The organism is Proteus vulgaris, assembly GCF_023100685.1.
GTDB lineage: Bacteria > Pseudomonadota > Gammaproteobacteria > Enterobacterales > Enterobacteriaceae > Proteus.
In genome coordinates this window covers 1,089,557-1,112,577 of sequence record NZ_CP090064.1, presented here as the reverse complement: position 1 = coordinate 1,112,577, position 23,021 = coordinate 1,089,557, and the positions used below count along the sequence as shown (strand labels likewise).

Here is a 23,021-nt window from a genome sequence, read left to right as displayed (position 1 = left end):
AAAATCCTTTTTATATCAGCAAATTCAAGCGTAGAATTGCCTGGTTTTGCTGATATTTTATTTATCAGCCCCTATTTTTCCCTGAATTTTCGGATTAAACAAACAGAATGAAACAGACACTCCCAGCTAAATTACTAAGAACGAGCCTATTAAGTGCCACTTTTGCTTTATTGACAGTAACGCATCAAAGCTTGGCTGATGATTCACTAAAAACAATGATACCCGCTGTTCCTAATATCGAAGCCGAATCTTATATTCTTATTGATTATAATTCTGGGAAAGTGCTGGCTGAAATGAATGCTGATGTTCGTCGCGATCCTGCAAGTTTAACCAAAATGATGACCAGTTATGTTATTGGACAGTCTATTCGCGCAGGCAAAATTACTAATAACGATATCGTGCCAATTGGTGAAGAGGCATGGGCAACGGGTAACCCTGTTTTTCGTGGCTCCTCTTTAATGTTCTTAAAACCTGGCGACCAAGTTACTGTCGCACAATTAACCCGTGGTATTAATTTGCAATCAGGTAATGATGCTTGTGTTGCAATGGCCTCTTATGTCGCAGGTAGCCAAGATACATTTGTCACCATGATGAACGATTACGTTAAACGTCTCGGCTTAAAAAACACCCAATTTCAAACAGTTCATGGACTTGATGCTCCAGGGCAATATAGCTCTGCTCGTGATATGGCGTTAATTGGAGCCGCATTAATTCGTGATGTACCTGACGAATATGCCATCTACAAAGAGAAAGAGTATACCTATAACAATATCCGCCAAACGAATCGAAATGGATTGTTATGGGATAGCAGTTTAAATGTGGATGGTATTAAAACTGGCCACACTGCCTCAGCAGGTTATAACTTAGTTGCCTCAGCAACCGAAGGCAATATGCGCTTAATTTCAGCAGTAATGGGTGGCCATTCATCTAAAGGTCGTGATGCTGAAAGTAAAAAATTGCTGACTTGGGGTTTTCGCTTCTTTGAAACAGTAAAACCACTCCAAGTAGGTAAAGAGTTTGCAGCTGAACCAATTTGGTATGGTGAAACAGATAAAGTACAATTAGGCGTAGATAAAGATGTTTATTTAACTATCCCTCGTGGTCGATTAAAAGACTTAAAAGCAAGCTATGTACTTGATAATGTAGAATTACATGCCCCAGTGACTAAAAACCAAGTTGTCGGAACCATTAATTTCCAACTTGATGGGCAAATTATTGAACAACGTCCACTCGTGGTGATGAATGAAGTAAAAGAAGGTGGCTTCTTTAGTCGCATTATCGATTACATCAAATTATTATTCTCACACTGGTTTGGCTAAGACTTGAAAAAGATAAATGTGACCACATATAACTTACATATAGATATTGGCATAAACACATTTACCATTCCCCTATTTACCCTAATTACCAGTATCGCATTCCTTAATAATTAAGGAATGCGCTTTTTATTTGTCAAGATTAGGTGTAGATATAGATAATTAAAACAACAGTGTCTGTTGTCTTAAGGAATTACATTATGATGAAAACAAAATTAAATGAACTGTTAGAGTTCCCATGTTCTTTCACTTATAAAGTGATGGGTCATGCAAAACCAGAATTAGTGGATCAAGTCGTTGAAGTTATTCAACGCCACGCACCAGGTGATTATACTCCTTCTGTAAAACCAAGCAGCAAAGGCAATTACCATTCAGTTTCTATTACGATCAATGCAACCCATATCGATCAAGTAGAAACACTGTATAAAGAGTTAGGTGAGCTTGAACTAGTTCGTATGGTTCTGTAATCCCTTCATTTAAAATGATGAATTTTTCAAAAGCGCCTTTTACTCAGGCGCTTTTTCTTATCTTAATATCTTTCATTTTTCTCTCCTCTTCGGAAAAAAAACATCTCAATCTGGTAGTTCATTTACTGGGGCGTTATACTGCTCTTCACAATTACGCTACAAATGAAGATTTTCACGGTGCAAGACAAAACAATCATTATTCGCCAATTAGGTGTGAAACCCTACTTACCGGTTTCTGATTCTATGCATCAGTTTACGGAAAAACGGGAAAGTCACACTCCTGATGAAATATGGCTCGTTCAACATGAACAAGTTTTTACTCAAGGCCAAGCAGGTAAAGCTGAACATTTATTAAACACAGGAACTATTCCTGTTATTCAATCTGATCGTGGCGGTCAGGTGACCTATCATGGCCCAGGCCAACAAGTCATGTATGTTTTAGTGGATTTAAAACGTAACCATATTGGTGTTCGCCAATTAGTCACTGCACTTGAAAATACCGTTATTGATACGCTAGCGGAATTTAATGTAGAAGCTTATGCTCGCGCTGATGCACCGGGCGTATATGTGAAAGGCGATAAAATCTGTTCGTTAGGGCTACGTATTCGTAAAGGTTGCTCTTTTCATGGTTTAGCCCTCAATATTGATATGGATTTATCCCCTTTTTCACGAATAAATCCTTGTGGTTATTCTGATCTGAAAATGACACAGTTAATTGATTTTGCTCCTAATACGACAACGACACAGGTAGCACCATTATTAGTTAAGCATTTTTGTACACAACTAGGATTCCAACCACAGTAATAAAAATGCTATAATTTTTTTAACATTTGTCATTTTTTTTTAAAACCCTGATTACCTCAGTCACATCGTGTTAATCACTCTAGATAACTGGAACTGGCACAATTATGAGTAAACCTATTCAGATGGAACGCGGAGTTAAATATCGCGACGCCGATAAAATGGCACTTATTCCTGTTAAAACAGTCGCTACAGAACGTGAACAACTGCTACGCAAACCTGATTGGATGAAAATAAAGCTGCCCGCTGATTCAAGTAAAATTCAGGGCATCAAAGCAGCAATGCGTAAAAATGGCCTTCATTCTGTCTGTGAAGAGGCATCTTGTCCTAACCTTGCAGAGTGCTTCAATCACGGAACGGCAACCTTTATGATCTTGGGCGCAATCTGTACACGTCGTTGCCCATTTTGTGATGTCGCTCATGGCCGACCAAATACTCCCGATCCACAAGAGCCAGAGAAGCTCGCACAAACCATTAAAGATATGGGATTACGCTATGTTGTTATCACCTCAGTAGACCGTGATGACTTACGTGATGGCGGTGCCCAACATTTTGCCGATTGTATCGCCGCTATTCGTGCAAAGAATCCTACTATTCGTATTGAAACACTAGTGCCAGATTTCCGTGGTCGTATGGATAAAGCACTTGAGATCCTGACAGACACTCCACCAGATGTCTTTAACCATAACTTAGAGAATGTACCTCGCGTTTATCGTCAAGTACGCCCAGGTGCTAACTATCAATGGTCATTGACGCTATTAGAACGCTTTAAACAAGCACACCCTGATATTCCAACAAAATCAGGCCTGATGGTAGGTCTTGGGGAAACCAACGAAGAAATTATTGACGTTATGCGTGATCTGCGTAAACATGGGGTAACGATGCTGACATTAGGGCAATATTTACAGCCAAGTCGCCACCATCTTCCTGTTCAACGCTACGTCAGTCCTGACGAGTTTGAATATATGAAAGAACAAGCACTTGCAATGGGCTTTACTCACGCAGCTTGTGGGCCTTTTGTTCGCTCATCTTATCATGCCGACCTTCAAGCTCAGGGGATTGAGGTTAAATAACGATTAATCTCTCATGCTTAACATTGCAATTGCTGTATTTATAGGTGGTGGTTTAGGTAGCGTATTACGCTGGCTAATTAGCTACCGCCTAAATTCTATTTTTCCTCATTTTGCCACAGGCACCTTTGTTGCTAACTGTATTGGTGCATTTATTATTGCCTTTGGTATCGCTTGGTTTAGCAAAGCACCACATATTGATCCTATTTGGAAAATTATGCTGACAACGGGCTTTTGTGGCGGTCTGACAACTTTTTCAACCTTTTCGGTTGAAGTGGTTTCTCTCTTAACAGAAGGGAAAATTGGATGGGCATTAAGCACCATGGGGGCTAATTTAGCGGGCTCATTTTTAATGACAGCATTTGCATTTTGGTTATTACGTGAAATGTAATATTAGAGACATAATAGCCTATTCAATAATAGGTTTAACTCTAGAAACATTAAAACCCGTTAAAAACGGATTTGCTATATAAAATACAAACCCGTTAAAAACGAGTTTGCTATATAAAATACAAAACCCGTTAAAAACGAGTTTTGCTATATAAAATACAAAACCCGTTAAAAACGAGTTTTGCTATATAAATATAAAAACCCGTTAAAAACGGGTTTTTACTGTCTCAAAGAAGTCGTTAATTAGATAGCGACAACGTTTGCAGCAGATGGCCCTTTCGCGCCGTCAGTAACTTCAAACTCTACTTTTTGACCTTCAGCAAGGGTTTTAAAGCCTTCTGATGTAATAGCGGAAAAGTGTACAAATACATCTTTGCTGCCATCTTCTGGAGTGATAAAACCAAAACCTTTAGTTTCGTTAAACCACTTAACGTTACCTTTTAATTTAGACATCAAGTTTACCTTTAAAATAGAAAATAAACGCAAGCGTTTTGCGTTGGCTATAGTAAAACAAAAATGATGATTCCCTGTCCACAGCCTAGATCACGAAACTCACATTTTTTTTCTGCTAAATGATTAATATTCAGACAAATCCCATGCCTTAACGCATAGTTCACTTAAGAAACAATACTTAATACTTACAATCTGAACTATTCATCAACTTCTACTTTTTCATATTGAAGTAGCCAACGCTTAATATCTAACCCGCCGGTATAGCCAACTAACTTGCCGTTATGACCAATAACTCGATGACAAGGAATAATTAAAGAAATTGGATTGCGTGAATTTGCCATTCCGACCGCCCTGCAATAATTGACCGAACCTAATGTAAGTGCCAATTTTTTATAACTCCAAATTTCACCATAAGGGATTGTCTGTAATGTCTTCCAAACACGGCTTTGAAACTCCGTTCCTTCTGGTGCCAGTGGCACAGAAAAGGCGGTACGTTTACCCGCAAAATACTCTTTTAATTGTTTTATACATTGATTAATTACGGGGCTTGAATTCACAGCAACATCTTTGTCATTTACAAAATAGAGGCTGGTGATCCCTTTTTCATTGGCTGTAATAGAGATATAAGGTTTTGGGAAGCCAACAGGTGCATCGAGATAGTCTTGGTACATAATATTTTCTCTGCTGATTTGTCTGTAGCACTAAGAGTAAATCATGCGTGATTGATAATGCAATCATCTAATTACTTGTATATCTAATAAAAATGGATCAATAGCGAGATCGAAAAATAAAATTAGTGCGCTAACTGTTTAATTTTAATGATAATCATTATCAAAATAGAAAAACACCATATATTGTGTGGTTGAAAATAAATAACTCTATATATAGTATTTAAGTACTTCTCATTATGGATGTGAAAACAGACGCATCCATATTTTTATAAGGGTTATTTTTATGTCTGTTATCCTCTATACCAAACCGAATTGCGTTCAATGTAGTGCCACAGAACGCGCATTAAAACAGAAAAATATTCCGTTTGTTGCTGTTGATCTCACCCAAGATACACAAGCCTTAGCTCAAATAGTCTCTATGGGATATCGCCAAGTTCCCGTTGTTGTTCATGGTGATCAACATTGGTCGGGTTTCTGCCCTGATAAGATAAGACAGATTACGCTCTAAAGGAGCCTTTCATGCAAACTGCACCTTTGATCTATTTTTCAAGTCGTTCGGAAAACTGCCATCGCTTTGTACAAAAGCTTCATTTACAGGCGACTAGAATTATTGAAGATGAAATATTACTTGCAACACAGCCATTTGTGTTGCTTTGCCCTACTTACGGTGGTGGCGGTACTAAAGGTGCAGTTCCTAAAGCGGTTATTCAGTTTTTAAATATTCGTGAAAACCGCCAACTAATACGCGGTGTTATTGCTTCTGGAAATACAAATTTTGGTACAGCTTATGGGTTGGCTGGAGACATCATTGCACAAAAATGCCAAATCCCTTTTTTATATCGATTTGAGCTATTAGGCACACCAGAAGATGTAAAACGTGTAAAGACTGGTTTAAGTACGTTTTGGTCAAACCTAGCAGACCACTGCGTCACGAGATAATTAACATGACACAATCAATAGAACAACTTGATTACCATGCCTTAAACGCCATGCTAAATCTGTATGATGAGCAAGGTAATATTCAGTTTGATAAAGACAAATTAGCGACACATCATTTTTTTCGTCAACATGTAAATCAAAACACAGTGTTTTTTCATGATTTAAAAGAAAAACTCGAGTTTTTAGTACAACAACACTATTACGAAGCTCAAGTATTAGAACAATATGAATTTGCCTTTATCAAACAGCTATTCAAACATGCTTATAGCAAAAAATTTCGCTTTCAATCTTTTTTAGGTGCTTTTAAATACTATACCAGTTACACCTTAAAAACCTTTGATGGTGAGCGTTATCTTGAACGCTATGAAGATCGCGTCTGTATGGTAGCGCTTACTCTTGCACAAGGTGATACCAACCTTGCCATTCATCTCGTTGATGAAATTATTAGTGGTCGTTTCCAGCCCGCAACACCAACTTTCCTAAATTGTGGAAAACAACAACGTGGTGAATTGGTTTCCTGCTTTCTATTGCGTATTGAAGATAATATGGAATCTATCGGTCGATCGGTCAATTCTGCATTACAGCTTTCTAAACGTGGCGGCGGCGTTGCATTTTTGCTTACTAATTTACGTGAAGCCGGTGCCCCTATTAAGCGTATAGAAAATCAATCTTCTGGCGTAGTTCCCGTCATGAAAATGCTTGAAGATGCTTTTTCCTATGCAAACCAATTAGGTGCAAGACAAGGCGCTGGCGCTGTTTATCTTCATGCTCACCATCCTGATATCTATCATTTTCTTGATACCAAAAGAGAGAATGCAGATGAAAAAATCCGAATAAAAACTCTCTCTTTAGGCGTTGTTATCCCTGATATCACGTTTGAATTAGCAAAACGTAATGAAGATATGTATCTCTTCTCACCTTATGATGTAGAACGTGTTTATGGCGTACCAATGTCAGAAATCAGTGTTAGCGAAAAATACAGTGAGATGGTGAATAACGCACAAATACGTAAAAAGAAAATTAAAGCGAGAGAGTTCTTTCAAACATTAGCCGAAATTCAATTTGAGTCTGGCTATCCTTATATCATGTTTGAAGATGCGGTAAATCGCGCAAATCCTATCGCAGGTAGAATTAACATGAGCAATCTCTGCTCTGAAATTTTACAAGTCAACAGCGCAAGTGAGTATCACCCAGACTTAAGCTATCGCCATATCGGTCATGATATCAGTTGTAACTTAGGTTCTATGAATATTGCTATGGCAATGGATTCTCCTAACTTTGCACATACCGTCAACACTGCAATTAGGGCATTAAGCAATGTCTCTGAAATGACGAAAATTGAGTCAGTTCCTTCTATTGAAAAAGGTAATCTCGCTTCTCATGCGATTGGTTTAGGACAAATGAATTTGCATGGCTATTTAGCGCGTGAAAGAATTTATTACGGCTCTGAAGAAGCATTAGATTTCACCAATATCTATTTTTATACTGTCACTTATTATGCGTTATTAGCTTCAAACCAATTAGCCATTGAAAAAAAACAACACTTTAAAGGTTTTGAAAACTCAAAATACGCAACAGGTGAATACTTTAATAAGTATGTATCACAACAATGGCTGCCAAAAACACAGAAAGTCCACCAGTTGTTTAGTCAATCGAATATCCATATTCCTACACAAGAAGATTGGCAAACACTCAAGCACTCTATTATGACGCATGGGATCTACAACCAAAACTTACAAGCGATACCACCTACTGGGTCTATTTCCTATATAAATCATTCCACATCAAGCATTCACCCTATTGCAGCACCAATAGAAATTAGAAAAGAAGGCAAGATTGGACGTGTTTATTACCCAGCCCCATTTATGACTAATGAAAATCGCCAATATTATCAAGATGCGTATGAAATTGGGGCAGAAAAGATTATCGATACCTATGCAGAAGCGTCACAACATATCGATCAAGGCTTATCACTGACATTATTCTTTTCAGATGAAGCCACAACTAGAGATATTAACAAAGCACAAATTTATGCTTGGCGTAAAGGAATTAAAACCTTGTATTACATTCGTATCCGACAATCCGCATTAGCAGGCACTGAAATAAAAGGCTGTGTTTCGTGCGCACTTTAATAATTACAATAAGGAGAACATAGCATGTCATCACCTTTATTAAGTCATGTTAATGCGATTAACTGGAATCGTATTGAAGACGAAAAAGATTTAGAGGTTTGGAACCGTTTAACCATGAATTTTTGGTTACCTGAAAAAATTCCACTCTCTAATGACATTCCTTCATGGAACACATTAACTCAAGCCGAAAAGCAGCTCACTATTCGTGTTTTTACTGGGTTAACGTTACTGGACACAATCCAAAATACAGTAGGCGCGCCAACATTGATGCCCGATGCATTGACGCCACATGAAGAGGCGGTGTTATCCAACATCTGTTTTATGGAAGCTGTTCATGCTCGCTCTTACAGTTCGATATTTTCCACACTCTGCTTAACAACAGATGTTGATGAGGCATATCGTTGGAGTGAGGAAAACCCTTACCTGCAAAAGAAAGCAGATATTATTCTGCGCTATTATCAAGACAGCGATCCTTTAAAGAAAAAAATTGCCAGTGTATTTTTAGAATCTTTTTTATTTTATTCTGGATTCTATTTACCTATGTATTGGTCAAGCAGAGGAAAATTAACCAATACAGCCGATTTAATTCGTCTCATTATTCGTGATGAAGCCGTTCATGGTTATTATATTGGCTATAAATTTCAAAACCAGTTATTAAATAAATCTGAATTAGAGAAACAAGATATTAAAGATTTTGCATTCTCATTATTATTGGATTTATATGACAATGAAGTTAAATATACTGAAGATCTTTATGATACTGTTGGTTGGACAGAGGATGTAAAAAAATTCCTTCATTATAATGCAAATAAAGCATTAATGAATTTAGGTTATGAAGCATTATTCCCTGATGAAATAACAGATGTCAGTGCAGCGATCCTTTCATCATTGTCGCCTGATGCTAATGAAAATCACGATTTCTTTTCTGGCTCAGGTTCATCTTATGTTATTGGAAAAACCATTAATACTGAAGACGATGATTGGGATTTTTAATACAAAATAATACAACTAAGTGTATTAGAGACAATAAAATACATTCAATTTAATTATATATTTCGATTTTAACGTAACGCACTGAAAAATAGATATTATTTTTTTGTGCGTTTTTTTACGTTCAATAAACCACCTAATTGTATGATTTTTACCGTTTGATTTATTCAAATAATCAATTTTTTACGAATGGTTTTAGCTTATTTAAAATATTCAAACCGATAACAAGCTAAAAATCATTACATTTACTAATGTATATGGATTTTTTTTCATTTATTTTTTCCTTATTTTTTCCTCAATTTAGTTATTTAATGCCTGTTTTTATTGAGATCCTAATCAAAATAATAATATCTTTAAAAACAACTGTATTTCAGTAAGTTAAAAGAAATATCATCTTTTAATAAAAAAGTTTTATTTCACTTTATTTAATTGTTAATCATTATAAAAATAAAGAAAAAACATCCCGATTTTTTAATTAATTATAATTAACATAGGGTTGTCAGATGCAATCATTGTGGTAGGGTATTTCCCTTACTAAAAATCTTATTTAGGAAAACAACAATACTGATTTAATTAAATTTAATTTATTCCTTTCATTATTTAAATAGGAAATAATATATTGCATGGCAATTAAACTCGAAGTGAAAAATCTCTATAAAGTATTTGGCGAGCACCCCAAACGAGCCTTTGAATTATTAAAATCGGGTATGAATAAAGATCAGATTTTTGATAAAACAGGTTTAACCGTTGGTGTTCAAAATGCAAATCTGGCAATTGAAGAAGGCGAAATATTTGTCATCATGGGATTATCTGGCTCAGGTAAATCCACCCTAGTCCGCCTTCTCAATCGTCTGATCTCTCCTACAAAGGGAGAGGTGCTTATTGATGGTGAAAATATTGCCACCATGTCTGATAAAGAATTACGACAAGTTCGACGTAAAAAAATCAGTATGGTGTTTCAGTCATTCGCCTTAATGCCACATATGAATGTGCTTGATAACACAGCTTTCGGAATGGATCTTGCTGGATTAAGCAAAGACGAACGTTATAAAAAAGCAATGGATGCGTTAGAGCAAGTCAATCTTGGTAGCTACGCAAACTCTTGGCCTGATGAGCTTTCTGGTGGGATGCGTCAACGTATTGGTCTAGCTCGTGCACTTGCCAATGATCCCGATATCTTGTTAATGGACGAGGCCTTTTCAGCACTTGACCCATTAATTAGAACTGAAATGCAAGATGAGTTATTGAGCTTACAAGGCGATAAACAGCGTACTATTGTGTTTATTTCTCATGATCTTGATGAAGCCATGCGTATTGGTGATCGTATTGCCATTATGCAAGGTGGGGTCGTCGTCCAAATCGGCACACCTGATGAAATACTAAATAATCCAGCTAATGATTATGTACGCACATTCTTCCGTGGGGTTGATATTAGCCATGTATTTAGTGCAAAAGATATTGCCAAACGTCGCCCTGAAACCTTATTACATGTTGCTCCCGGTTTCGGCCCTCGCTCAGCATTAAAAGTGCTTGAAGATGAAGATAGAAATTTTGGTTATCTCATTGAACGAGGTAGGAAGTTTATTGGTATTGTTTCTGTGAACTCTCTTGAAGAGGCTCTAAAAAATAAACAACCTATTGAATCAGCCATTTTATCCGAACCTTGCGCTATAAATGGTGATACACCATTAAATGAGCTGATTTCAACTGTTGCACAATCTCCCTGTGCTATTCCTGTTATTGATGAAAAAAACCGCTATATCGGTTTAATTTCTAAAGGAATGTTACTACAAGCACTGGATAAGGAGACGCCAAATGAGTAATACAACAAATCAAGATACGGTTTTAGATACAAATATCCAAGAAACCGCAACAAGCGAGACAGCTCAGGAGACAACCCATAGCGTAAATGATGATCCTTGGGCTACAACCGATGCCAGTACAACAGAAAGTGATCCTTGGAGCAGTGCTGACAGTTCATCGGCAGATGCCGATCCATGGGGAGCTGGCAGTGGTAGCGACACTATTGATACATCATCCGCAGGGAGTGATTGGCTAGATGCAACACCTACTGATGTTGCGCCAGACTCTTTTAATCTTATGGACCCCTTTCATAATACACTGATCCCTTTGGATTCGTGGGTTACCGACGCAATTGATTGGATAGTATTGCACTTTCGTCCTGTGTTCCAAGGTATTCGAGTCCCCGTTGATTTTGTGTTAAGTGGCTTTGAGAATTTCTTAACCTCAATGCCAGCACCTGTTGCCATTATTCTATTTTCACTGATTGCATGGCAACTCTCAGGCAAAGTGATGGGCATCACCTCGTTTATTTCATTGATATTAATTGGTGCGATTGGCGCTTGGTCTGAAGCAATGGTTACGCTTGCTTTAGTACTAACTTCGTTACTGTTCTGTCTGATAATTGGACTTCCCTTGGGGATATGGCTTGCCAATAGTGATAAGGCATCAAAAATTGTTCGGCCTTTACTTGACGCAATGCAAACTACCCCTGCATTCGTTTACTTAGTGCCTATTGTAATGCTATTTGGGATTGGTAATGTGCCAGGTGTTGTAGTCACTATTATTTTTGCTTTGCCGCCTATTGTGAGACTGACCATTTTAGGGATCAAACAAGTTCCTGAAGATTTAATTGAAGCAGCTCAATCATTTGGGGCAAATCCACGACAAATGTTGTTTAAAGTGCAGTTACCACTCGCCATGCCAACAATTATGGCTGGTGTAAACCAAACCTTGATGTTAGCGCTTTCAATGGTTGTTATTGCGTCAATGATAGCCGTTGGTGGATTAGGTCAAATGGTATTACGTGGTATTGGTCGCCTTGATATGGGACTTGCTGCTGTAGGGGGTGCCGGTATTGTTATTCTCGCGATTATTCTTGACCGATTAACGCAATCCTTGGGGCAGAATAGTCGTCATAAAGGCAATCGATGCTGGTATATGACAGGCCCTATTGGCTTAATTTGCCGACTATTTGGCAAAAAAGCATCGTAATAAATATTTTCACTATTAATTAAAAATCTATAAAGAACATAACGTTCAATCAATATAAGAAATAGAGGCGACAGTTCGCTGTCGCTATTTATCTCTTACTATCACAACAGAAGGAAAAACTATGCGTAATCCAGTTATCTGGGCAACCGTATTGTCCGCCACACTGATAAGCACCCAGTTATCCGCTGCTGATTTACCCGGAAAAGGGATTTCGGTTCAACCTGTGCAAAGTACAATTTCGGAAGAAACCTTTCAAACCTTAATCGTCAACAAAGCACTCGAACAATTAGGCTACACAGTTCAACCGATCAAAGAAGTCGATTACAACGTTGCTTATTCCTCTATCGCCAACGGTGATGCCACTTTTATGGCGGTAAGTTGGGTTCCACTTCATAACTCGCAATATGAAGCAGCGGGCGGTGATAACACTTTTTATCGTAAAGGCGATTATGTCGTTAATGCAGCTCAAGGCTACTTAATTGACAAGAAAACAGCTGAAAAATACAACATCACCAATATTGAGCAATTTAAAGATCCTAAAATTGCCAAACTCTTTGATGCCAATGGTGACGGTAAAGCCGATTTAACAGGTTGTAACCCAGGCTGGGGATGTGAAGAAGCCATCAATAATCACTTAAAAGCCTATGATTTAGAAAAATCAGTTACACATAATCAAGGTAATTACGCGGCTATGATGGCAGATACCATTACTCGCTACAAAGAAGGTAAACCTATTTTTTATTACACATGGACACCATATTGGATAAGTGATGTATTAAAACCGGGTAAAGATGTTGTTTGGTTACAAGTGCCATTTTCATCTTTACCAGGTGATGACAAAACAGACACCACATTAGCAAATGGTAAAAACTATGGCTTCCCACCAAGTACCATGCATATTGCAGCAAATAAAAAGTGGGCTGAAGAAAACCCTGCTGCGGCAAAACTCTTTGAAGTCATGAAAGTGTCTGTTGCCGATATCAATGCGCAAAACTTACGTATGCATAATGGTCAAAAATCACAGGCTGATATTGAACGTCATGCAAATGCGTGGATCAAAGCTCATCAGAAAACATTTGATGGTTGGGTTGAACAAGCTCGAAGTGCCGCGCAATAACATCATAAAATAACAAAGACTCTAAAATAGAAATTATTATTAAACAGGCTACAATATTGTGGCCTGTTTTTATTTATAAAATAACTAGAATGATAGGTAATTAAACAAAATACGTTTATACAATAAAAAATCTTACTCCTACTCTATTATTAAGATTATTCTTCTTATTAATCACTTAAATACCCCTTCCTTTCATTCATTGAATTCTTCAATTATGATTATCTTTTTCTCCAGTTGCCATTTTGGCATTCTCATTTTTATATTGAAGATTTAGATAAGGAATAAATTGTGTCTTACACTAACAAACCTGTACCTGAAGAAATTAAACGTTGGAACTGGGGTGCTTTCATGTTTAATATTATTTGGGGTTTTGGTAATAAATCCTATCTTCCATTATTAGCACTCGTTCCTTTACTTAACCTTATCTGGATTTTTGTTTGTGGTATTAAAGGTAATGAATGGGCTTGGAAAAGTGGTGATTACGATTCTGTTGAAACCTTTATGAAAGTACAAGAAACATGGAATAGAGCTGGCTTTGTTTATTTTATTATCAGTATCGTTATGGCTGTTCTTTTCTTTATTTTCTTCTTCACTACCATGATGGCAATGATTGCAACATCTGCATCATACGGTTATTAATTCAATATTTTGAATATTGAACGCTTAATGACAATAAACCCCATAATATCTATGGGGTTTATCTTTTTTTATTTTTAGTAATATTAGAAACGTTTTACCACAGTAAATCGATAATCACGTCCTACACCTGAAACTGATTCACCTAAATAAGGATAGTAATCACGGTTAAATAAATTTGCGACAGTAAAACGAACCTCAGTATTATTTATAAAAGAAGGTTCCCAATTTGCAAATAAACCGTGGATTGCATAACCTTTACTTTTTGGTAATGACCAATAGCCAGCATCAGGATCGGCATCCATTGGTGAACGGCGTTGAGCACCAATAAAATCCCCCGTCCATCCCATATTGACATTAATACTTGGTACTTTTACACCAAGAGTGGCATGTAAAGCATCAGGTTGAATTTCGGCAATCCATGTTTTCTGACCAAACCATGGGTCACGCGGTGATTGATCGCGCTTTCCTTTCATTGTGGAATACGCTAATCGACCAAATACATTAGGGCTATTATAAAAGGCTTCGATTTCCAACCCTTGAATATGGTATCCCGGTAAATTACGGTAGTTACCAATTGATGGAGGGCAATTTCCATTATGTCCATCCACCTTTTGACTTTCACAATAGACACCACGACGACGGAAAATTTCGTCTTTACCACGAGTATCAAACAGTGTTGTTCTTAACTGCAGTTGGTCTTCTTGTTGAATAACACTTTCAAAGTCTGCAATTGCGCCAATTCGTGCGGCTCTTACCGTTTCTTTATCTAGATGACGGCTCGTGCCAGTTAAGCTAGAAATACTTCCTTGTACTTCATATTGCTCATCAATCAATGGTGCTCGCCATGTATAGGTTAAATCACCAAAGAATCTGAAATTTTTGTTCATTTTCCATAATAAACCTAAATGAGGTGTTGCTCCGCTATAAGTTACATCAGAGTAATCATGACCATAATAGGGATCAGGATCTTGATAGGTAATAGCTCGACTTCCCTTACCTTGGTTTTTAACGATATCGTAACGAACACCCGGTGTTATCGTCAGATTTCTATAACTCATCGAGTCTTGAAGATAGAAACTGGTTGTCGTTTGCGTACCTTCAGGCATATAAGGAGGTGCATAATATCCATAGTTATAATTTGGATTCTTAGCTTTATCGCGTGTAAACATTAAGACATCACGATCATTACGATGCCAACGTGTTCCTACTAATACCTTATGCTCTAAAGCACCTTGCATAACCGTGCTTTCATTTTTAATTTCAATTTGATGATTACGATAATCGACCCAACTTTGATTGCCCATGCTGCCACTAAAATAGGAGCTAGCTGTCTCTGGGCGACTATCGTTTTGTTTGGTTTTTGAATAACCGTAAGTCAGTGTTAAATTAATTAAATCTGAATCAACTGGCTGAATATTCCATTTCACACTGAAGGTGTCATCTTTTTGATCACGATAAACTAATTTACGTTTCATCGCTGCATCAAAGCCATATTTATCTACGTCAGCTTGGCTAGGTTTAGCTAATTCATCCCGTTTAGCAGCCCAAGGTGTCCAGCCGTCACTTTCTGATCGTGATGCTGATAACGTTAATGTTTGTGCTTCGGTTAGATAGATATTGGTTTTAATTAAAAAAGAATCTTGATCGGATTGTGAATAGCCAAATTTAGTTCCATCAGGACGTCGCAGATCATCACTTTCACGACGGTTAAAATAGAATAATCCATCTGCTTGCCCATCGAGTAATTTACCGTATACCGCACCACTATAACGATTTTGTCTATCATTCGTATGGTGACCATATTTTAAAAACATCCCAATATTCTGATCAGGTAATAATAAATCATCAGGATCTTTGGTTTCAATTCTCACCGAACCACCAAATCCACCATTACCTTGAGTAATATTATGAGGGCCTTTATCAACATCAAGACGGCGTATTAATTCGGGATCAATAAAAATTGAACCTTGGCGATATTTTTCAAAGGTTTTGGGTGTGCCATCAAGTGTGATTTTAATATCTTCAGGATTACCCATTCCCCAGATATTTAATGTTTGACCGCCAGGTCTTGGTGAGCCAGATGATGAAATTCCCGGTAACTTATCCACCAGCTCTGCAATATTATTAGGCTGAATTCGGTCGATATCTTTTAATGTCAGAACCGTACTCCCTGCATCAACACTTGAATTGAGTTCACCTGATACGTAAATAGGTTCAATAATAATCTTTTCACGCGATTTAGGTTGCGCAGGACTTTCTGATTTTGTGGATGCCGTTATTTCTGGTTTAACACTTTCAGCCGCATAGCTATTTAACGAAGTGAGTGAAGTCAATAATAATGCTATCGCTGATGATGAAAATGAAAATATCCCAATTCCCTGACGATAAGCATCATTTTTTGCTAAGAAATGGATCATAATAGTAGTATCTTTTTGTATGGTTATTAGTTTGATAGATGATTAATGCTGTAACTAACAGCGCTAATCATGATAATGATAATAATTATCATTATCTAGTTTTTTTGCACTTATCACTCAATACAGATAACTACACTATCGATACACTCTTGTTAGATTTAAATTTCACCTAAAATAATATTTATAATAAATTAAACTAATTTCATTAGTTATTATAAGGTATTTAATATCTCTTATTTTCATTTTCCTCATTTAATTCACTAATTATAATTACGTACATATTACTAAAGAAAATTTAATCATTTTTAAAATAAAAAGAATAGAGCAGACACAGAACAGTCTGATAATTACAGTTTTGCGGATCTTATTTTCTCTTTATTTTGAGAGCTAAATAATTATTAACTCAAGTAAATTTTAAGTCTTAGTTTTATGTTTAAATCGTAAATAAATTAAAGCATTGAAATAAAGATATTCAATGAGATAAAAATCAGCTAATAATAAAATTATGATTATGAGGTATATACGCACTTTTGAACACAAGGATGCGTCATGACAATTTATGACCTAAAACCCAAATTCCAAGCTCTATTACGCCCTTATGTAGAATGGTTATTCGCAAAAGAGATCACTGCAAATCAGGTCACGCTTTCTGCCTTACTATTATCCATTGTCGTTGGTGGATTGCTTTTGCTTTATCCTTATCCTCGTTTATTTTTATTACTCCCTGTTGTCCTTTTTTTCCGTATGGCACTTAATGCCATCGATGGCATGCTTGCACGAGAACATAATCAAAAAAGTGCACTTGGGGCGATATTAAATGAAGCCAGTGATGTTATTTCAGACATTGCACTTTATCTCCCTTTTGCCTTTATTTTTCCACAAGCCTACTGGTGGATCATGCTGGCACTTTTTTTAATGATAATGACTGAGTTCTTAGGGGTTCTTGCCCAAACAATTAATGCCACTCGTCGTTATGATGGCCCGATGGGAAAAAGTGATAGAGCCTTTATTTTCGGCACTATTGCCTTTTTTATCGGATTATTCCCCTCGCTGACATCATCAGAAAACACGCATTATCTTTTTATTATTATTAATTTATTACTTTTGTTGACTTGTTATCACCGAATTCATCGCGCACTAAAAGAAGCAACGATGACAGATAAAGATAAGGATACATCGTTATGAATCAACAACCACAATATCAAACTCAAAGGAATATGATTGAGTCTGAATTTACCACCAGCGATAAAACACCGTTGTATTATCGCCATTGGCCAGCTCAAATTACCACTGAGCCAAAAGCAATTATTTTATTTCATCGGGGGCACGAACACTCAGGCAGAGTTTCTCATCTAGTTGATGAGTTAGATCTTCCTGATTTCTCAATGTTTGCTTGGGATGCTCGTGGGCATGGTAAAAATGAAGGTGCTCGTGGTTATAGCCCATCAATGGGAACGTCAATAAAAGATATCGATGAGTTCGTCCATTATGTTGCATCTAACTATAATATTCCGATGGAGAATATTCTTGTTGTTGGCCAAAGTGTAGGCGCTGTTTTAGTCTCAGGTTGGGTACATGATTACTCACCAAAAATTCGCGGTATGGTATTAGCGTCCCCTGCATTTAAAGTAAAATTATATGTTCCTTTTGCACGCACTGGCCTTGCCTTGATGCAAAAAATTCGTGGACTTTTTTATGTTAATTCCTATGTAAAAGCTAAATATTTAACCCATGATCAAAGTCGTATAGACTCTTTTAATCAAGACTCGCTAATCACTCGCCCTATTGCCGTTAATATTTTATTAGAACTTTATAAAACGGCCGATCGCGTGGTTGAAGACGCAAATGCGATTACCTTACCAACACAATTATTTATTTCGGGTAATGATCATGTTGTTCACGCAAAACCTCAGCATCTTTTCTATGAGCGTTTAAATACCTCAATTAAAGAAAAACATGTTTTACCCGGTTTTTACCACGACACTTTGGGCGAGAAAGACAGGGCAATCCCCATCAATAAAATGCGTCACTTTATTGAAACCTTGTTTGCACAACCGCTTTATCAACATGATTACCAAAATGAAGATATATGGAGCCATAGTGCTGATGTTTATCGTTCATTACAGACACCACTTCCTCAATTTTGCCCCAAAAGACTCTATTACAAAGTGCTTAGTCGTTCGATGAGCACGTTAGGTAAAGCATCTGAAGGTGTGGCACTAGGTTACGATAAAGGTTTTGATTCTGGATCGACACTTGATTATGTCTATCGCAATCAGCCACAAGGAAAAGGCTTATTTGGCCGTATCGTTGATAAACAATATTTGAACAGTATTGGTTGGCAAGGTATTCGCCAACGTAAAATCAATATTGAAAATACTATCCGATACGCTATTCGCCAATTAACACAAAATAATATGCCAGTACATATTATGGATATTGCTGCTGGGCAAGGCCGCTACCTTTTTGATGCGGTTAATGACTATGGTAAGGTCGATTCAATTTTAATGCGTGACTATAGCCCGATTAATGTTGAACAAGGCCGAATTGCCATTAAAGAACGTCACTTAGAAGACAAAGTGCGTTTTGAAGAAGGTAACGCCTTTGATGCAGAAAGTTTGAGTACCGTTTCACCATCACCAACTTTAGGTATTGTCAGCGGACTCTATGAATTATTCCCTGAAAATCATTTGCTAAGAGAGTCTTTAAAAGGACTATCGCAAGCCATTCCAAGTGGCGGTTTATTAATTTATACCTGCCAACCTTGGCACCCTCAGCTTGAAATGATTGCCCGTGTATTACCCAGCCACCAAGATGGTCAACCGTGGATCATGCGTTGTCGCAGTCAAGGTGAAATGGATGCACTAGTAGATGAAGCTGGTTTTGAAAAGCTCGATCAACAAATTGATCACTGGGGTATTTTTAGTGTATCGATAGCAAAACGTCGCTAATAAAATACACTATGGCTAAATTAATTATCGCTATATGGCAACATCAACATATAGCGATAATTTTAAGCAAACTGCAAAAATAGAAAAAACGATAAACAAAAAAAGGAAATTTAGTATGGAGGGAACTCAACACTCTCAAATAACATCATCAAGAAAAAGTATCTGGCTTGCTGGGATTGTATGGCTGTTATTTCTAGCCCCTTTTTTCTATTTAACTTATATGCAAGTCAATGCTTATACTTCTACTTTATCTGATGTTCCTTCTTTTGTTTATTCGTGGGAAAACGCTATTCCCTTTTTACCGTGGACAATCATTCCTTATTGGAGTGTGAATATTGCCTATGGTATTTCACTGATTATTTGTACAACGTTAAGAGAACAATTTATACATGGACTACGTTTAATTGTTGCCTCTCTTATTGCTTGTGCTGGTTTTTTATTATTTCCTTTAAAATTTAGCTTTATTCGCCCAACAACAGAGGGATTTTCTGGTTGGTTATTTACCCAATTAGAAGGTTTCGATTTACCTTATAACCAAGCCCCTTCTTTACACATTATTTTATTGTGGATTATTTGGTTACGTTTTCGCGCACATACTCCAAAATCATGGCAATGGTTTTTAAATTTATGGTCATTGCTTATTGCTGTTTCTGTACTGACAACGTGGCAACATCACTTTATCGATATTATTACGGGTTTTGGTGTCGGCGTGTTTATTTGTTATTTATTACCAATAAACTCTCGTTGGAAATGGCATTTTACTGGCAGTAAACGCAGTTTACGTATTGGTAAAAACTATGCGTTATCAGCAATGGTGTTTTATCTGTTATCTTTTGGCTTACAAGGATTCTTTTGGATCTTTCTATGGCCAGCAATCACATTAACTTTTGTGACTTTGGGCTATTTAGGCGCTGGTGCTTCTATTTTTCAAAAAAATACACAAGGTGAAATTCCACTTTCTGCACAGATAATCCTATTACCTTATCGCTTCTTTGCATGGTGTACTTATCGTTATTATTTAAAACAATGCCAAACACCGAGTTTAGTCACTGAAGGCATTTTATTAGGTGGGCGCCCTCTTTATGATCTCAACGCCAATGCGGTATTTGATTTAACTTGTGAGTGGCCAAGAAATAAGTTTAGTCAAAATAAGCTTTATTTAGCACAGCCTCAAATCGATTTATTACCTTTATCTCCAGATGATATTAACAGAGCAATGTTATCAATGGAGCAACTCAATCAAACGGGTATTGTTTATATTCATTGCAAACTAGGCTATTCGCGTAGTGCAACCATTGTCGTTGCTTGGTTGGTTTACAATGGCACAGTAGCAACGTTAGAAGATGCGATAAAAAAAGTCTCTCAAGTTCGTCCTCAAGTGATTTTAAATCCAGAAACACGAGAGGCACTACAAATTTGGTATTCACATTTTCAGCACATTAAATAACGAGACAACCATGTTAACAACTAAAACTAGCGGTAAAGTGATTGTATCTTTAACACAAAGTTGGCGCTATTTACTGTTTTTATCGCTTTTTCCTTATTTGAGTACATGGCCTGTATTTAGTCTACACTTTCATCATCAACTGACTTTTTTTGTTGCTTCTTTTTTATTTTTATTTACCCAATATTTTCTTTTTCGTTTATGGCTTGATAGTCATTTTTTTCGGGCTCTTTATCGTTATCAAGATGATATTAGCTTTGATGAAAGTCTCTCTATATTATTTCCTAAACGCCCCCAAAAACAGACAATGGAAGCTCGCTGGCTAGGGACTAAACGTCTATTTTCTTTTGCAATAATTGGCGTTTCAGTTCAATGGATATGGTGTTTGACGATGCTCTTTTTTACGCTTTTTAGTTATTAAAAGGCTCAGTTAATAACCTTATTTAGCATATAAAACAATATGTTATAACAATTAAATATAAAGATTTATATCAAATTAATTGAACATTTCTATCACAGTAATTCTTTTCTCAAAAAAATGACTCATGTTACTATCATTTACCTTACAAATGATTTTTTATGAGTATTATGGAAAACACCGCACCACAAACATCACTTAGCAAAGGTCTTATTCTGCTAATGGCCGTTGCTACAGGCATGGTTGTCGCCAGTAACTACTACGCACAACCTCTACTTGATTCTATCGCAAATTATTTTCATATATCAGCGACTTTAGCCGGATTTATTGTCACCACGGCACAACTCAGCTATGCCGTAGGACTGATGCTATTAGTGCCTTTGGGCGATATTTTTGAACGCCGTTCACTCATTATTACCATGACATTAATTTCTGCTAGTGGGCTATTAATTACTGCGATGGCAACGAATATTTGGGTGATGTTAATAGGTACCGCACTCTCTGGTATGTTCTCTGTTGTCGCTCAAATTCTAGTTCCTTTTGCAGCCACTCTCGCCGCACCACACCAACGAGGAAAAGCCGTTGGCACAATTATGAGTGGCCTTTTGTTGGGTATTTTACTGGCTAGAACAGTATCTGGGCTGATGGCGTCATTTACAAATTGGCAAGGTATATTCTGGGTTGCGAGTGTTTTTCTAACAATCTTAGCTATTACGTTATGGCGTTGTTTACCCACTTATAGAAGTCAAACAAACTTAAATTACTTTCAGTTATTAGGTTCTATCTTCAAATTATTTGTTACAACCCCGGTACTTCGAACTCGCTCAGTAATTGGCGCGCTGATTTTTGCCCACTTTGGCTTATTGTGGACATCAATGGCCTTTTTGCTGGCGGCAGATCCATTTAACTACTCTGATGCAGTTATTGGATTGTTTGGTCTTGTGGGCGCTGCGGGCGCATTGATGGCAGGAAAAGCAGGCGTATTAGTCGATAAAGGGAAAGGCAAGAAAACCACCACTATCGGATTAATTATCCTCCTTTTGTCTTGGGGTTTTATTATCATTGCACCTTATTATCACTGGGTTGGACTCATCAGCTTTATTATTGGTGTTGTCCTGCTAGACTTAGCTGTTCAGGGTGTACATGTCACAAATCAAAGCACCATTTATCGTATTTTACCTGATGCTAGAAATCGCCTAACCGCAGCTTATATGACAAGCTATTTTATTGGTGGGGCATTAGGCTCTTTATTATCAGGTTATGCCTATCATCAATATGGGTGGATGGGGGTTTCTATTGCTGGACTGGTCATTGGCATTATCGGTCTTATTGTTTGGTTATTAGGTTATAAAAATGATCCAATAATCCATGCTGAATAATTTTCAGACCCAAGGATGGGCTATATTATTCCTATAATCCCACTCTAATCAGAATAAAATGTGAATGTTTTAACAGCGTGATTACTATTGATGTATATCATCATCCCATTCTTTATTAAGAAAATTATATCAATCTTATCAATAAAGCACTGTATAAATAATTTCAATTCGGTATTATCCACATGGTAAGCATTGGTGATTAAAATAAATTTATTACGTGTTTTATCGTAAAAAACGATCCATTTTTTCGCAAATAGACTACTATTCATTGTCAGATAAGTGATAAATTGATTTTATTAACTTATTGCAAAGAGATAAGTACCTATCCTTTTTTTGTGTTATCATTCATAAAATTTATGAATCAGGTAACATAATCAAAAAAACATAGTGACTATAAATAATAAAAATTGCT

General features: G+C 36.9%; 21 protein-coding genes. 18 read left to right on the top strand and 3 right to left on the bottom strand.

Annotated features, from left to right (window positions below):
• Positions 1-107: 107 nt before the first annotated feature.
• The 5 genes from dacA to crcB all read left to right on the top strand — a co-directional run bounded on the left by dacA (position 108) and on the right by crcB (position 4,045).
• Positions 108-1,319: a D-alanyl-D-alanine carboxypeptidase DacA gene (gene dacA / locus LW139_RS05265; protein ID WP_210812886.1), complete on the top strand. Its 1,212-nt coding sequence runs from the start codon at positions 108-110 to the stop codon at positions 1,317-1,319.
• Positions 1,320-1,519: 200 nt separating this feature from the next.
• A complete protein-coding gene (gene ybeD / locus LW139_RS05260; RefSeq protein WP_036912266.1) occupies positions 1,520-1,783 on the top strand; it encodes a DUF493 family protein YbeD in 264 nt (87 codons plus the stop codon).
• A gap of 162 nt (positions 1,784-1,945) precedes the next feature.
• Positions 1,946-2,587 carry a lipoyl(octanoyl) transferase LipB gene (gene lipB / locus LW139_RS05255; RefSeq protein WP_109409508.1) on the top strand — a complete coding sequence of 214 codons (642 nt, stop codon included), beginning with the start codon at positions 1,946-1,948 and terminating at the stop codon, positions 2,585-2,587.
• A 104-nt stretch (positions 2,588-2,691) separates the two neighbouring features.
• A complete protein-coding gene (gene lipA / locus LW139_RS05250; protein ID WP_198630170.1) occupies positions 2,692-3,657 on the top strand; it encodes a lipoyl synthase in 966 nt (321 codons plus the stop codon).
• A 13-nt stretch (positions 3,658-3,670) separates the two neighbouring features.
• On the top strand, positions 3,671-4,045 hold the full coding sequence (gene crcB / locus LW139_RS05245) for a fluoride efflux transporter CrcB (protein WP_109409507.1): 375 nt from the start codon (positions 3,671-3,673) through the stop codon (positions 4,043-4,045).
• 242 nt (positions 4,046-4,287) lie between these two features.
• Here the strand turns inward: crcB and cspE are convergent, their stop codons facing one another.
• Positions 4,288-4,497, bottom strand: coding sequence for a transcription antiterminator/RNA stability regulator CspE (gene cspE / locus LW139_RS05240; protein ID WP_023581133.1), 210 nt, complete (start codon positions 4,495-4,497; stop codon positions 4,288-4,290).
• 197 nt (positions 4,498-4,694) lie between these two features.
• Entirely contained in the window at positions 4,695-5,168 is a 474-nt protein-coding gene (locus LW139_RS05235) for a methylated-DNA--[protein]-cysteine S-methyltransferase (protein ID WP_109409506.1), read from the bottom strand.
• Positions 5,169-5,451: 283 nt separating this feature from the next.
• On the opposite strand from LW139_RS05235, the gene LW139_RS05230 reads away from it, so the two are divergent.
• The 8 genes from LW139_RS05230 (at position 5,452) to LW139_RS05195 (ending at position 14,000) form a co-directional block, all read left to right on the top strand.
• Complete coding sequence (locus LW139_RS05230; protein WP_072070255.1) at positions 5,452-5,676, top strand: glutaredoxin family protein; 225 nt, start codon at positions 5,452-5,454, stop codon at positions 5,674-5,676.
• Positions 5,677-5,687: 11 nt separating this feature from the next.
• The gene (gene nrdI, locus LW139_RS05225) at positions 5,688-6,107 is read left to right on the top strand and encodes a class Ib ribonucleoside-diphosphate reductase assembly flavoprotein NrdI (protein WP_166540939.1); all 420 of its coding nucleotides are present in this window, start codon (positions 5,688-5,690) and stop codon (positions 6,105-6,107) included.
• A 5-nt stretch (positions 6,108-6,112) separates the two neighbouring features.
• A complete protein-coding gene (gene nrdE, locus LW139_RS05220; RefSeq protein WP_247850718.1) occupies positions 6,113-8,239 on the top strand; it encodes a class 1b ribonucleoside-diphosphate reductase subunit alpha in 2,127 nt (708 codons plus the stop codon).
• A gap of 24 nt (positions 8,240-8,263) precedes the next feature.
• Positions 8,264-9,232, top strand: a complete 969-nt coding sequence (nrdF, locus tag LW139_RS05215; RefSeq protein ID WP_109409503.1) for a class 1b ribonucleoside-diphosphate reductase subunit beta — start codon at positions 8,264-8,266, stop codon at positions 9,230-9,232.
• Positions 9,233-9,852: 620 nt separating this feature from the next.
• Positions 9,853-11,052 carry a glycine betaine/L-proline ABC transporter ATP-binding protein ProV gene (gene proV, locus LW139_RS05210; protein WP_109409502.1) on the top strand — a complete coding sequence of 400 codons (1,200 nt, stop codon included), beginning with the start codon at positions 9,853-9,855 and terminating at the stop codon, positions 11,050-11,052.
• Complete coding sequence (proW, locus tag LW139_RS05205) at positions 11,045-12,244, top strand: glycine betaine/L-proline ABC transporter permease ProW (protein WP_247850717.1); 1,200 nt, start codon at positions 11,045-11,047, stop codon at positions 12,242-12,244. The genes proV and proW overlap by 8 nt, the downstream gene beginning before the upstream one ends.
• Before the next feature lie 121 nt (positions 12,245-12,365).
• A complete protein-coding gene (gene proX, locus LW139_RS05200) occupies positions 12,366-13,361 on the top strand; it encodes a glycine betaine/L-proline ABC transporter substrate-binding protein ProX (RefSeq protein ID WP_166540936.1) in 996 nt (331 codons plus the stop codon).
• A gap of 288 nt (positions 13,362-13,649) precedes the next feature.
• Positions 13,650-14,000, top strand: coding sequence for a ribonuclease G (locus LW139_RS05195; RefSeq protein WP_109409499.1), 351 nt, complete (start codon positions 13,650-13,652; stop codon positions 13,998-14,000).
• An 83-nt stretch (positions 14,001-14,083) separates the two neighbouring features.
• On the opposite strand, the gene LW139_RS05190 is transcribed toward LW139_RS05195, so the two are convergent.
• Positions 14,084-16,417: a TonB-dependent hemoglobin/transferrin/lactoferrin family receptor gene (locus LW139_RS05190; protein ID WP_166540935.1), complete on the bottom strand. Its 2,334-nt coding sequence runs from the start codon at positions 16,415-16,417 to the stop codon at positions 14,084-14,086.
• Between the two features lie 549 nt (positions 16,418-16,966).
• Between LW139_RS05190 and LW139_RS05185 the strand changes: the two genes are divergently transcribed.
• The 5 genes from LW139_RS05185 (at position 16,967) to LW139_RS05165 (ending at position 22,609) form a co-directional block, all read left to right on the top strand.
• Positions 16,967-17,602 (top strand): CDP-alcohol phosphatidyltransferase family protein, encoded by a 636-nt coding sequence (locus tag LW139_RS05185; protein WP_166540934.1) that lies wholly within the window; start codon positions 16,967-16,969, stop codon positions 17,600-17,602.
• Positions 17,599-19,368, top strand: a complete 1,770-nt coding sequence (locus tag LW139_RS05180; RefSeq protein WP_247850716.1) for a bifunctional alpha/beta hydrolase/class I SAM-dependent methyltransferase — start codon at positions 17,599-17,601, stop codon at positions 19,366-19,368. The genes LW139_RS05185 and LW139_RS05180 overlap by 4 nt, the downstream gene beginning before the upstream one ends.
• Positions 19,369-19,483: 115 nt before the next feature.
• A complete protein-coding gene (locus LW139_RS05175; RefSeq protein ID WP_247850715.1) occupies positions 19,484-20,815 on the top strand; it encodes a phosphatase PAP2/dual specificity phosphatase family protein in 1,332 nt (443 codons plus the stop codon).
• 10 nt (positions 20,816-20,825) lie between these two features.
• Positions 20,826-21,233, top strand: a complete 408-nt coding sequence (locus LW139_RS05170; protein ID WP_109409491.1) for a hypothetical protein — start codon at positions 20,826-20,828, stop codon at positions 21,231-21,233.
• Between the two features lie 167 nt (positions 21,234-21,400).
• Positions 21,401-22,609 carry an MFS transporter gene (locus LW139_RS05165; protein WP_109409490.1) on the top strand — a complete coding sequence of 403 codons (1,209 nt, stop codon included), beginning with the start codon at positions 21,401-21,403 and terminating at the stop codon, positions 22,607-22,609.
• The last annotated feature ends 412 nt before the right edge of the window (positions 22,610-23,021 follow it).

Bases quoted from the DNA above. Each gene is read 5' to 3' on its own strand.
- dacA (WP_210812886.1), top strand. From the start codon at position 108: ATGAAACAGACACTCCCAGCTAAATTACTAAGAACGAGCCTATTAAGT.
- ybeD (WP_036912266.1), top strand. From the start codon at position 1,520: ATGAAAACAAAATTAAATGAACTGTTAGAGTTCCCATGTTCTTTCACT.
- lipB (WP_109409508.1), top strand. From the start codon at position 1,946: ATGAAGATTTTCACGGTGCAAGACAAAACAATCATTATTCGCCAATTA.
- lipA (WP_198630170.1), top strand. From the start codon at position 2,692: ATGAGTAAACCTATTCAGATGGAACGCGGAGTTAAATATCGCGACGCC.
- crcB (WP_109409507.1), top strand. From the start codon at position 3,671: ATGCTTAACATTGCAATTGCTGTATTTATAGGTGGTGGTTTAGGTAGC.
- cspE (WP_023581133.1), bottom strand. From the start codon at position 4,497: ATGTCTAAATTAAAAGGTAACGTTAAGTGGTTTAACGAAACTAAAGGT.
- LW139_RS05235 (WP_109409506.1), bottom strand. From the start codon at position 5,168: ATGTACCAAGACTATCTCGATGCACCTGTTGGCTTCCCAAAACCTTAT.
- LW139_RS05230 (WP_072070255.1), top strand. From the start codon at position 5,452: ATGTCTGTTATCCTCTATACCAAACCGAATTGCGTTCAATGTAGTGCC.
- nrdI (WP_166540939.1), top strand. From the start codon at position 5,688: ATGCAAACTGCACCTTTGATCTATTTTTCAAGTCGTTCGGAAAACTGC.
- nrdE (WP_247850718.1), top strand. From the start codon at position 6,113: ATGACACAATCAATAGAACAACTTGATTACCATGCCTTAAACGCCATG.
- nrdF (WP_109409503.1), top strand. From the start codon at position 8,264: ATGTCATCACCTTTATTAAGTCATGTTAATGCGATTAACTGGAATCGT.
- proV (WP_109409502.1), top strand. From the start codon at position 9,853: ATGGCAATTAAACTCGAAGTGAAAAATCTCTATAAAGTATTTGGCGAG.
- proW (WP_247850717.1), top strand. From the start codon at position 11,045: ATGAGTAATACAACAAATCAAGATACGGTTTTAGATACAAATATCCAA.
- proX (WP_166540936.1), top strand. From the start codon at position 12,366: ATGCGTAATCCAGTTATCTGGGCAACCGTATTGTCCGCCACACTGATA.
- LW139_RS05190 (WP_166540935.1), bottom strand. From the start codon at position 16,417: ATGATCCATTTCTTAGCAAAAAATGATGCTTATCGTCAGGGAATTGGG.
- LW139_RS05185 (WP_166540934.1), top strand. From the start codon at position 16,967: ATGACAATTTATGACCTAAAACCCAAATTCCAAGCTCTATTACGCCCT.
- LW139_RS05180 (WP_247850716.1), top strand. From the start codon at position 17,599: ATGAATCAACAACCACAATATCAAACTCAAAGGAATATGATTGAGTCT.
- LW139_RS05175 (WP_247850715.1), top strand. From the start codon at position 19,484: ATGGAGGGAACTCAACACTCTCAAATAACATCATCAAGAAAAAGTATC.
- LW139_RS05170 (WP_109409491.1), top strand. From the start codon at position 20,826: ATGTTAACAACTAAAACTAGCGGTAAAGTGATTGTATCTTTAACACAA.
- LW139_RS05165 (WP_109409490.1), top strand. From the start codon at position 21,401: ATGGAAAACACCGCACCACAAACATCACTTAGCAAAGGTCTTATTCTG.